The 11,430-nt window shown below is 69.1% G+C and carries 12 protein-coding genes; all 12 read right to left on the reverse strand.

The window, feature by feature from the left end:
• Nucleotides 1–48 precede the first annotated feature (48 nt).
• Complete coding sequence (locus ABJF88_19335; GenBank protein MEP0549093.1) at nt 49–1,011, reverse strand: alpha/beta hydrolase; 963 nt, start codon at nt 1,009–1,011, stop codon at nt 49–51.
• 13 nt (nt 1,012–1,024) lie between these two features.
• Complete coding sequence (locus tag ABJF88_19340; protein ID MEP0549094.1) at nt 1,025–2,614, reverse strand: hypothetical protein; 1,590 nt, start codon at nt 2,612–2,614, stop codon at nt 1,025–1,027.
• Between the two features lie 71 nt (nt 2,615–2,685).
• Nucleotides 2,686–3,471: an Ig-like domain-containing protein gene (locus ABJF88_19345; GenBank protein MEP0549095.1), complete on the reverse strand. Its 786-nt coding sequence runs from the start codon at nt 3,469–3,471 to the stop codon at nt 2,686–2,688.
• Nucleotides 3,472–3,527: 56 nt separating this feature from the next.
• Nucleotides 3,528–3,953 (reverse strand): MaoC family dehydratase, encoded by a 426-nt coding sequence (locus ABJF88_19350; GenBank protein ID MEP0549096.1) that lies wholly within the window; start codon nt 3,951–3,953, stop codon nt 3,528–3,530.
• Nucleotides 3,950–5,461 (reverse strand): AMP-binding protein, encoded by a 1,512-nt coding sequence (locus tag ABJF88_19355; protein ID MEP0549097.1) that lies wholly within the window; start codon nt 5,459–5,461, stop codon nt 3,950–3,952. The genes ABJF88_19350 and ABJF88_19355 overlap by 4 nt, the downstream gene beginning before the upstream one ends.
• A 154-nt stretch (nt 5,462–5,615) precedes the next feature.
• Complete coding sequence (locus tag ABJF88_19360) at nt 5,616–7,106, reverse strand: sodium:solute symporter family protein (protein ID MEP0549098.1); 1,491 nt, start codon at nt 7,104–7,106, stop codon at nt 5,616–5,618.
• Between the two features lie 4 nt (nt 7,107–7,110).
• Nucleotides 7,111–8,139: a ketoacyl-ACP synthase III gene (locus ABJF88_19365; GenBank protein MEP0549099.1), complete on the reverse strand. Its 1,029-nt coding sequence runs from the start codon at nt 8,137–8,139 to the stop codon at nt 7,111–7,113.
• Nucleotides 8,139–8,621 carry a winged helix DNA-binding protein gene (locus ABJF88_19370; GenBank protein ID MEP0549100.1) on the reverse strand — a complete coding sequence of 161 codons (483 nt, stop codon included), beginning with the start codon at nt 8,619–8,621 and terminating at the stop codon, nt 8,139–8,141. The genes ABJF88_19365 and ABJF88_19370 overlap by 1 nt, the downstream gene beginning before the upstream one ends.
• Before the next feature lie 101 nt (nt 8,622–8,722).
• Entirely contained in the window at nt 8,723–9,211 is a 489-nt protein-coding gene (locus ABJF88_19375) for a GNAT family N-acetyltransferase (GenBank protein MEP0549101.1), read from the reverse strand.
• 4 nt (nt 9,212–9,215) lie between these two features.
• The gene (gene can / locus ABJF88_19380) at nt 9,216–9,872 is read right to left on the reverse strand and encodes a carbonate dehydratase (GenBank protein MEP0549102.1); all 657 of its coding nucleotides are present in this window, start codon (nt 9,870–9,872) and stop codon (nt 9,216–9,218) included.
• A gap of 120 nt (nt 9,873–9,992) precedes the next feature.
• Nucleotides 9,993–10,295, reverse strand: coding sequence for a DUF3240 family protein (locus ABJF88_19385; protein MEP0549103.1), 303 nt, complete (start codon nt 10,293–10,295; stop codon nt 9,993–9,995).
• Nucleotides 10,296–10,331: 36 nt separating this feature from the next.
• Nucleotides 10,332–11,294: a sodium-dependent bicarbonate transport family permease gene (locus tag ABJF88_19390; protein MEP0549104.1), complete on the reverse strand. Its 963-nt coding sequence runs from the start codon at nt 11,292–11,294 to the stop codon at nt 10,332–10,334.
• Between the last annotated feature and the right edge of the window lie 136 nt (nt 11,295–11,430).

Consider the following 11,430-nt stretch of genomic DNA (forward strand, 5'->3'; position numbering starts at 1 on the left):
GAGGCGCCCTCGCTACGTTTTATGCTGGCATCGTCTGTGCCAGCCTCGTCAGCTTGCGACGCCGCGTTGCCGGAGGTAATCGAGTACGGCGCCGGTGAATGCCTCGGGCCGCTCGATCATCAGCAGGTGCCCGGCGTCGGGGATCTCGACGAGGTCGGCGTAGGGGATGGCCTCGGCGCCGGGACCGAAGACGCCGCGCGGCGTGCCGGGGTGGAGGTACGGGTTCGGGATGAGCCCGTCGTACTGCCCGTAGACCACGAGCGTCGGGACGGCGATCTCGCCCAGCCGGTCCGACGTCGGCTCGTCGATCATGCCGTGGACGGAGCGGAGGACGGCGTACGCGAAGGCGTCCATCTCGTCGGACTTCGCCATGCGCGCGCGCTCCTCCACCAGCCATTCCCACTTCGGATTCCAGTGGTGGACGTTGAGCGCGAGGTTGCGACGGATCGCCTCCTCGCTCGCGTTCGCGATCCCTTCCTCGGTGAGCACGTTCGCCAGCCACGCGCCCTCGCCCTCGTCGAACGCCTCGACGCCGGCGGGCGCCGCGAGCACGAGCCGGTCGATGAGGTCGGGCCGCTCCAGCGCGAGCGTAATCCCGACCTGCCCGCCCATCGAGTGGCCGACGTAGACGAGCGGATCGAGGTCGAGCGCCTGGATGAAGCGGGCGAGCGTCTCGGCGTAGAACGTCATGTCGTACGGGTACGCCCCCTTCGCCGACTTCCCGAAGCCCGGCAGGTCGACGGCGACGACGCGGTAGCCGGCGTCGGCGAGGTCCTGGATGGTGTAGCGCCAGAAGCCGGCGTTCGAGGCGAGACCGTGGACGAGCAGGATCGTCTCATCGCCCTCGCCCACGTCGATGTACGCGAGGCGGGGGTCGTCGAGGGCGTAGCTCACGTCGAAGCCGTAGTCGATCGCTTCGAAGGCGAGGGGCGGGGCGTCGGCGTAGCGGGTGCCGGAGCAGCCGGCGAGCGTGGCGAGGAGCACGGCGAGAGAAAGAGAGCGAAAGCGCATCGCGGGATCGGGGTTAAAACATGAGCCAGGAGAGCGTCACGAACACGGCCCACGGGTCGTCGGGCTTCACGTCGAACGGCTCGGAGCCGGGGGCTTCGTAGACGGCCGAGGGCGCGTCGTAGAAGTCGCCGAGCCCGACGTAGGCCGCATGGAGACCGAGCGTGAGGAACACCTTGAGGTCGTACGTCAGTTCGGCGTTGACCTCGGTGCCCATGTAGCGCCCGCCGCCGGCCGGGGCCTCGCCCGCGAACGCCGTCGCCGCGCCGAGCTTCGCCGTGAGCTTGTTCGGGACGAGGTCGCGCGAGACGTTCGCGAAGAGCCCCGTCACGCCGAGCCCCTGGTTCGCGATGTCGTGGACGAGCGAGTAGTAGCGGTTGACGACCTGCGCGTCGGGGAAGAGCAGGAGCGAGCGGCCCGAGACGTAGACCCCGACGGGCGAGCCGTACGTGTTGCCCGTGATCACGCTGTTCACCGTGCCGTCGGCCGCGCCGTCGGCGTCGCCCGTCGTGTAGAGCGCTTCGACGGCGACGTGGTCGCCACCGGTGCGGCCGTACTGGTAGGCGACACGCGCGTTCGCCGCGACGCCGAAGACGCTTACGGCGTCCTGCTCCGGCCGCTCGATCGAGCCGAAGTTCGTCATCACGAAGGCGTCGGCCCACCACGGGCCGACGGCGAACTCGCGGTTGTAGCTCGCGCGGGCGCCAGCCCAGCCCAGGGCGGCGGTGTAGTCTTGCGGGAGGACGAGCCGCGTCGTCCCGTTGTAGGCGGCGAGCAGGCTGTTCAGCCCCTGCCCGAGGATCGAGATGCCGCCGCGGCCCTTCGCGCGGTCGCTCACCCCCCACACGTCGATGCCGACTTCGAGGCCGGGCGCGAGCAGGTGCTCCACATCGATCATCCCGAGGATCACGTCGTCATCGCCGGCGACGAGGTTCTCCCACAATTGGAAGACGCCGACGCGGGCGCGGGTCGCGGGCGTCACGTTCGCATACGCCGAGATGCCGACCGCCTGCGTGCCCCAGTACGCGAGCTTGTAGCCGCTCTGCTGGAAGCTCTGGAGCGTGTTCACGTTCGGGTCGCGCGCGCCGTCGAACATCCGCTGGAGCCCGACGACGACGTTGTAACGCGCGCTCGGCCGGATGTCCACGTTCGCCATCAGCGTCTGCAGGTTGATCTGCCCCGCGTTGATGGCGCCGCCGCGGTTGTTGCCCACGCCGTAGGCGACGTCGCCCCACGTGTAGTCGATCTTAAAGAGGCCTCGGAAGGTGGCGTAGCCGTCGAGGATTTTGGGGCGATAGACGAAGTACGGGACGAACCGCTGCTCCGTGTAGTTCGCGATCTGGTCCACGGTCCGCGTCGAGTTCGGGCCGAAGAGGCGGCCGATGACCTGGCCTTGCAGGAGGTCGTTCGACGGGGTCACGTTCGACGCCGTCGTGCGGGTAAAGCTGTACCCGATGAAGGTGAGTTCCTTCGGGATCGGCTCGTCCACGCGCTCGCCTTCGCCCGGGCCGCGCCAGAGCGAGTCGGGCGGCATGACGGGGTCCGGCACCTGCGCGAGCGCCGGCACGGCGACGGCGACGAGGAGGACGGAGAGGAGGAAGCGCATAGCGAGACGGGCTGGAGCGAAAAAGGAGAGGGCGGGCGCCCGATCGGACGCCCGCCCCCGTCATGCAGCGGTCAGATGCCGACGCGGACGAACTGCTGGATCCACGTCCCGGCCAGCGGCGTGCCGTTGAAAGCCGTGCTGCCGAAACCGGCCTCGGCCGTCGCGGGCGTGAAGCCCTGGATCTCCGGCTGCGTCTGGATCACCTCGTAGCGGAGGAAGTCTTGGGCCGCGTTGACTCCGTAGATCCCGCGCGACGTGACGGTCGACGGCGTGTCCTGCTCGAGCACGATCTCGTAAATCGGGTCGCCGTTCGCGTCCTCGGAGTCCGTCGCGGTCACGGCGTAGCTGCCCGTGAACGTCACCGCCACATTGTCCGTGCTCGTCGCGACGACGTTGTAGGTGCCGTTGCCGGAGAACTCCGCGTCGATGCGGGCGGTCGGGAAGGCCGGGTTGCCGGCGAGGCCGGGAGCCACGTTCGCGCCCTCGGAGAGCCACGTGCCGACGAGTTGGAGCACGACGTCGACGGTGACGGTCCCGGTGGCGGTGTTGTCGCCATCGCTCACGGTGTAGGTAAACGAGTCCTGCCCGCTGAAGCCGAGGTCGGACGTGTAGACGACGGCGCCATCGACAATCTCGACCGTGCCGTTGCTGGCCGTGCCGACGGCGGTGACCGTGAGGTCGTCCCCGTCCGGGTCGGTGTCATTCGCGAGCACGTCGACCGTCTCGGCGGTGGCTTCGAGGGCGGTGGCGGTGTCGGCCGTAGCCGTCGGCGCGCCGTTGTCGTCGCCGTCCGAGTCGCAGCCGACGAAGGTCAGCGCGACGAACAGGACGAGCGCAAAGTGAAGTAGGTTTTTCATCGTGGTGTAGGGTTGGGTTGCGTGCTGTGGTGGCGGGGCCGTCGCAGGGACGACCGCTACGCCGTGGGTTTTTTCGGGAGGAGGACGGACTCGCCTTCGGCGACGACCTCCCCGTCTTGGTCGAGGCAGCGCGTCGCGAAACGGACGCGGTTCTTCTCGTCCATCTTCTCGACGACCTCGGCCTCCGCCGTGATCGTGTCGCCGATGAAGACGGGCTTTTTGAAGGCGAGGCTCTGCGAGACGTAGAGCGCGCCGGGGCCGGGGAGCTGCATCCCGACGACCGTCGAGACGAACCCGACGAGGAGCGCGCCGTGGACGACGGGCTGCCCGAACCGCGTCTTCTTCGCGTGCTCGTGGTCGATGTGCAGCGGGTTGAAGTCGCCGGTGATCCCGGCGAAAAGGGTCACGTCGGCTTGCGTGATCGTCTTCGTGAAGCGGGCCGTGTCGCCCACTTTGATGTCGTTGATCGTCTTGCCGTTCATGCGGGGAGTTCGGATTCGCGGAGCGCGCGCTTGAGCACTTTGCCGCTGTCGCTGGTGGGGAGGGCGTCGAGGAACGCGACGTGCTTGGGGACCTTGTATTTCGCGAGGCCGGTCCGGGCGAACGCGAGGAGCGCGTCGGCGTCGAGCGCCGCGCCGTCGTGGAGCACGACGAACGCCTTGCCGACCTCGCCCCACCGCTCGTCCGGCACGCCGACGACGGCGACGGCCTTTACGGCGGGATGCGTCTGCAAGTAGCCCTCGACCTCGGCGGGATAGACGTTCTCGGCCCCGCTGATGAACATCTCCTTCTTCCGCCCGACGACGTAGAAGTAGCCCTCGGCGTCGCGGCGGACGAGGTCGCCGGTGTGGAGCCAGCCGTCGCGGAGCGTCTCGGCCGTGGCCTCGGGGTTGCGCCAGTAGCCCGCCATCACGGCCGGGCCGCGCAGCACGAGCTCGCCGATTTCGTCGGCTGCGAGTTCGCGCCCGCCGTCGTCCACGACGCGGGCGTCGATGTAGAAGTTGGGGAAGCCGATCGAGCCCGCCTTCCGCTCGGCGTCGCGCTCGGGGAGCGAGAACACGTTCGGGCCGAACTCGGTGAGGCCGTAGCCCTGCCGGATCGGGACGCCCTTCGCGTGCCACGCGCGGATCAGCCCCTTCGGCATCGGCTCGCCGCCGACAATCGCGTAGCGGACGGAGCCGAGCGAGACCTCGGCGAAGGCGGGCGTGTCGTGCATCATCGCCAGCATCGTCGGCACGCCGAAGAGGATCGTCAAGCCGCGCTCGTCGCAGAGCCGAAGCACGCGGTCCGGGTCGAAGCCGGTGAGGAGAAGCGTGCCGCCGTGGTGGATGACGGGCGTCGTGAGGACGTGCCAGCCGCCGGTGTGGAAGAGCGGCGCGAAGATCGCCGTGCGGTCGGCCTCGGTGAGGTTCAGCCGGAGCCCGGTGTTGACCGAGTTCCAGAAGATCCCCCGGTTCGTGAGGACGGCGCCCTTCGGCGCGCCCGTCGTGCCGCTCGTGTAGAGGATCATGCACGCCGCGTCGAAGTCCGGCTCGGGCACGTCGAGATCACTCGGCAGCGAATCGTCGTGCATCCGCGCCTGCAACTCGGCGAAATCGACAGTAGACACGTCTGCGCCGTCGAGCTTGTCTGCAAACGACGCGTCCACGACGACGAGCGCGGGCGCGGCATCGGTCACGACGTGGGCGACTTCGCGCGGGGCGAGCCGCCAGTTCACAGGCACGAGGACGGCCCCAAGCCGCTGCACGGCGAAGAAGAGGAGCACATACTCCAGCGCGTTCGGCGCGAGCACGGCGACGCGCTCGCCCGCCGCGATCCCGTGCTCGTCGCGGAACCACCGCGCCGTGCGGTGGACGATGCGCGCGGCCTCAGCGTACGTCACGCTCCGCCCCGCGTCGAGGTCGTCGATGGCGATGCGGTCGGGGGCGTAGAGCGCCCAGCGTTCGAGCCAGTCGGTGCGGATCGGGACGTCCGGTTGCGTCATAGTCATATCCCCTCCCGTGTCATCCTGAGCGAAGCGAGCGCCAGCGAGCGTAGTCGAAGGATCCCGTCAGGTCGGCGGCACCATGCGGGAGATCCTTCGGCTACGTCCCGACACGTCGGGACTTCGCTCAGGATGCCACGATGAATGGAGGAGGCAGTCATCAGAGGGTCGGCGCTTTCTGCGCAGGTTTGGAGCGGGCGAAGCGCGGCCGGCCAGGCGCAGCGACGCCAGCGGCCATCACCAAGAGCGACGCGACGAGCGCGTACGTCGCCGGCACGGCGGGGTTATTCCAGTACGGGCCGAGCTCGAAGTAGTACGTCCCGAAGTGGACGAGGAGCGCGACGACCGACGCCGCCGCCACCCAGTGCCGCGTCACGCGCTTGACGAAAATGCCCGCGAGGACCGGGACGAACGTGGCCGCGAACAGGCCGTAGACGCCGTTCTGCGCGAAGATCGCCACCGACAGCGACGGGTCGATGAGCTGCTGCCACGAGAAGTACAGCGTGACCGGGATGAGCGCGACCAGGAACCACCGCGCGTAGCGGACGCCGCGGTCCTTCCAGTCCGGCGCGGCCGTGATGCGCGCGGGCAGGACCGTTTTGAGGAAGTCATTCGCGAAGATCGACGAGAGCGCGACGAGGATGCCCTCCATCGTCGAGAACCCGGCGGCGAGCACGCCGAGCACGACGATCGCGCGCGGCAGCGGCGCGAACGCCTCGATGAGGTACGTCGCGATCACGGTGTCCGGCGCGAGCCCGTCGCCCAGGCTCAGCCGCGCGAAGAGACCGACGGCGAGGACGGCGAAGAACAGGCTCGCCACGACGACGGCCGTCACGAGGTACTTGTTCACGTCGGCCTCGCTCCGGAGGTAGAGTGCCTTCGACATGATGTGCGGCTGCAGGATCACCGCCACACCGACGAAGAAGTTGGCGACGAATACCTCGAACACGCTGCGGAAGAGCAGGCTGCCGGGGTTGACCACGTCGGCGTACGACGGGCCGACCGCCGCCAACCGGTCGAAGAACCCGGCCCCGAGGAACTCCCACCCCGAGCCGAGCAAGAGGAGCGCGACGAGGATCATGATGCCGGCCTGGATCGCGTTCGTGCGGATGTGGCCCGCCGCGCCGCCGAGCAGGATGTACCCGAACGTGATCCCCACCGTCGTCAGGAGGGCCGCGACCTGCGGCAGCCCGAGCGCCTGTTGCAACACCACCGTCACGCCGACGACGATGAGCACGAGGAACGTGATCTGCAGCAGGCTCAGCACGGCGAAGTACAGCTTGAGCGAGCGGCTCCCGTAGCGATCCCCGATCCACTGCGGGATCGTGAGCACGGTGAACTCGTCGCCGACTTTGCGGAACCGCTTGCTGAAGACGACGAGCGCGAGGAAGATGCCGAGCGGCGTCGCCACCGCGTAGCCGAGCACGCCGGCCCAGCCGTAGAGGTAGATCAGGCCGGGGTTGATGACGAAGGTCGCCGCGCTCGTCATGTTCGCCGCGAGCGAGAGGCCGACCCAGAACGGGCTCACCGTCCGCGTCCCCACCGCGAACGACTCCATCGACCCGGCCTTCCGCCGCGCCGCGAGGCTCACGCCCACGACGGCACCGACATAGGCGAGGAAAAAGACCCAACTCAGCAGCGTTTCGCTCATGGGCTCAGGTGTCGTAGCTCCAGATCGCCGTGACGGCTGCCATCGACATCCCGCCGCCGGAGCCGACGAAGCAGACGAGGTCGCCGTCGTTCAGCACGTGCGTGCGGGCGGCGTCGCCGAGCGCCATCGGGATGCAGGCGCTGCCGGTGTAGCCGAAGCGGTCCATCACGTTGTGGCTCTTCACGTGCGGCACGCCGAGCGCGTCGAGCGTGGCGTTGATGGAGCCGATGTTGATCTGGGTGAAGAAGTAGTGGTCGACGTCGTTCGGGTCGGCACCGAGCGGGTCGAGGACTTCGCGGACGAGGCGGGGCCAGTGGACGATGTTCGTCTCGGGCGGAATCCGCTTGGCGAAGCGGAGCTTCGTGTCGCCGCGCTCGATCGCCTCGGCCGTTGCGGGCATCGCCGTGCCGCCGGCGTAGATCCCCATGTAGTCGTGGTAGGCACCCTCGGCGTAGAGCGTGCTCGTGAGGATGCCACGGTCGGCGCGGTCGGTCGGCTGGACGATCACGGCGCCGGCGCCGTCGGCGAAGAGCGTCGCGCGCTTGTAGTCGTCCCAGTCCATGAACTTGCTCATACCGTAGGCGCCGACGACGAGGATGGCGCCGTAGCGCGCGTCGGCGGCGACGTACTTCCCGGCCATGTCGAGCGCCGTCACGAAGCCGGAGCACGCCGTGTTCACGTCGAACACGCCCGCGTTCTTGGCACCGAGCTTGTGCTGGACGACGGCCGCCGTGCTCGGCGAGACGTAGTCCGGCGTGTCGGTCGAGACGATGATGAGGTCGAGGTCCTCGGGCGTCAGCCCGGCGTTCTCGAGTGCCTCCTCGGCGGCGGGGACAACGAGATCGCTCGTCGCCTGATCGTCGGCCATGAAGTGCCGCGTTTCGATGTTGCGGCTCTCGCGGAGGAAGGCGTCGATGTCCATGCCGTACTTCTCGTCGAAGACGGCGTTCGGGACGGGCTCGCCAGGGGCATGGAGCCCGGTGCCGGTGATGGTCGCTCGGCGCGGCGCGGCGTTCGGGGCGGGGATCTGCATCAGCGAGTCGTCGGCTTGGCCTGGTCCCACTCCTGCTCGAAGCGGGCGTAGAAGTCTTCCATCAGGGCGTAGAAAGCGCGCATGTGCTCCAGATTCGCACGAAGCCCGTCGGCGCCGTCGCCGATCCGGTCGAGCTCGCCGAGGAAGAACTCGGCCGTCGTTCGGTTCTTGACGACGGTGCGCATGTTGCGGCGGAAGTTGTTGTAGAAGAGGTCGGGGTCGGCCTCGTAGTAGTCGCGGCGGGCGGACTCCCCGTTCGTCTTGCGGACGAGCCCGCCGAGGGCGAGCTCGCGGATGGTCTGCGAGATCGGGCCCTTGCTGCGGCCGAGCTTCTCGGCGATGTCGTCGAGCGACTGCGGCTCGTCGTAGGCGAGGAGGAGGCCGACGATGAGCCCCTTCAGCCGGGCGAGGCCGTAGTTCTCATAGACGTTGCCGAACTCCTCGACGAGGCTGCGGCGGAGCTGCTCCGGGGTGTCGCCCACGTTCTTTTCGTTTGAAATGTTACAAACGTTGAGAACGTTAAGAAATCATCAACGCCCTGTCAAGCCTTTTCCGGCCGCGTCCCCCGATTGCAGGAATTCCCTCACATCCGCCGTGGGGACTCCGCGCCCGCCCCGAGGTCACAGACCATCCGGTAGCGCTCGAACGTCGCCCCGCGCCGCTCGACGACTTCGACGGCGTCGAGCCGGAACGCGTGGCGCGCGAAGACTGGGCGGCTGAACGCGCTGGCCTCGGTGTATAGCCGGGCGATCCCCCGCGCTCCGGCCCGCTCGACCACGGCACACAGCAACGCCGAGCCGATCCCCTGCCGCATCCGATCGGGGCGGACGTAGAGCGCCGTCACGTGGCCGTCGTCGGCGAGCCCGGCGAAGCCGGTGATCCCGCTCGCGTCTTCGGCGACGACCGTGTGGGGGTCGAGCACGAAGGAGCGGAAGCGCGGCTCCTCGGCGAAGGCGGCCCACGCCTCGACCTGCGCCGCATCGTAGTGCGCAGGGCCGACGATGCGGACGGCGGCGGCATAGAGCGCCGCGAGGTCGGGTACGTCGGCGGCAGTGGCGGCGCGGATCGGCACGGGGTCAGCCTAGCCCCTCGGTCAACGTCGTGAGCGCGGCGTCGTACTGCTCGGCGAGGTCGGCGGCACGCCCCACGCTGAAGCCGAGGTCGCGGAGGAGGCCGTCTTCGATCCCGTAGATCCACCCGTGCACGTCCAGCTTCTGCCCCCGCGCCCACGCCCCGCGTACGACTGTCGTCCGGCAGACGTTGACGACCTGCTCGACCACGTTGAGCTCGCAGAGCCGCCGCAGCCGGTCGTGCGCGTCGGTGAGGCGGTCGATCGCGGCGGCGTGTTTGTGCTTCACGTTCTGCACGTGGCGGAGCCAGTTATCGATCAGCCCGAACTCGCGGTCGGTGAGCGCGGCGAGCACGCCGCCGCAGCCGTAGTGCCCGCACACGATGACGTCCTCGACGCCGAGCACTTCGATGGCGTACTGGAGCACGGAGAGGCAGTTGAGGTCCGTGTGGACGACGACGTTCGCGACGTTGCGGTGGACGAACAGCTCGCCCGGCCGGAGCCCGACGATGTCATTGGCCGGGACGCGGCTGTCGGCGCAGCCGATCCAGAGGTAGCGCGGGGCCTGCTGGCTCGCGAGGTGCTCGAAGAACTCGGGGTCGCGCTCGTGGATGCCGGCCGCCCAGGCCCGGTTGTTCTCGAAGAGGTGGTCCAGCGTGCGCATCGGTCGGAGGGGCTAGAGCGTGTGGGAGTTTAGATGTGTGGGATTTGGGACGCGGAGGGGCGAATCCGAGCAGGGGAGTACCTCGTCCCGTCCCCACCTCCCTCCCCATACCACAGGGCCCTACATGTACTTCTCGCCGCGGACGACCTCGACGGCCTGCACCCACACGATCACGGCGTGGTGCTCGAAGTACTGCTCGGCGACGTGCTCCACGATGCGGTCGGCGACGTCGGGCGCGACGATGGCCTCGACACGGACGTTCCGCCCCTCCCAATCGCTGGCGCGGACGCCGCGCGAGCCCTCCCCCGTCGCGTCGGTGAGGGTGAAGCCGCGCGCGCCGAGCGCGGCGAGCTCTTTCAGCAGCCGGTCCCGCAGGAGCCGCTCGGCGACGACGGTGACAAGCTTCATCGGTACGGTAGCCATGAGCGGAGGGGATGCGTGATCGGAGGGGAACGAAGCTTACGCCAGCCACTCGGCCAGGGCGAAGTAGAGCGGGATGCCGAGCGTGAGGTTGAACGGGAACGTGATGCCGAGGGCGGCGGTGAGGTAGAACGTCGGGTTCGCCTCGGGGAGCGCGATGCGGACGGCGGCGGGCGCGGCGATGTAGCTCGCGCTCGACACCATCGCCCCGAGCACGGCGGCGCCGCCGACGGAGAGCCCGGCCCAGCCCCCGGCCCACACCCCGAGCGCGCCGTGGAGGATCGGCACGACGACGCCGAAGCCGACGAGGAAGAGCCCGACCTCCTTGAGATCGCGGAGCCGCCGCGCCGTGACGAGCCCCATTTCGAGGAGGAACAGCGTCAGCGCCCCTTTGAACCCGCCGACGAAGAACGGAGCCACGCCTTCCATCCCCTCGCGCCCCGCCGCCAGCCCGATGAGCAGGCCGCCGACGAGGAGGATCACGCTCCGCCCCGTCGTCACCTCGTGCAGCGCCGCCTGCCACGAGCCCGCCCGCTTCGAGCGCGTGTACGCGATCATGAGGGCGACGACGATCGCCGGGACTTCGAGGATCGCCACGAGCGCCGGCATGAACCCCTCAGCCTCGTACCCGGCGAGCGTTCCGAACGCGATCGCGACGATGAACGTGACGGCGGAGACGCTGCCGTAGTGGGCCGCGAGCGCGGCGCTGTTGACGCGGTCGAGCCGGCCGAGGCGGCGGAGCACGTTGTACGCCGTGATGGGCGTGAGCACGCCGAGCACGAGTGTCACGAGGGCGGGTCCGGCGAACTCCGCGAGCGGCGTCACGCTCAGCTCGACGCCGCCTTTGAGCCCGATCGCGAGGAGGAGGTAGATCGAGAGCGCGTCGTAGAGCGGGCGGGGGAACTCGAGGTCGCTCTTGACGAGCGACGCGACGATGCCCAGCACGAACGCGAGGATGATCGGCGAAAGGAGATTCGCGAGGATGATGTCGAGCGAGGGCATGCGGAGCCGGGAGACGAGAGGGCCCCTAAGCTACGGTGCCGCCCGCGACCGGCGCGCCTCGAACCCGGGCTCCCCCGTGACGAGGCACCGCGCCGGGAGCTATGTTCTGTCCCGCCGCGCCGCGTGCGTCCCGACG

This window comes from Rhodothermales bacterium (assembly GCA_039944855.1).
Classification (GTDB): domain Bacteria; phylum Bacteroidota; class Rhodothermia; order Rhodothermales; family JANQRZ01; genus JBBSMX01.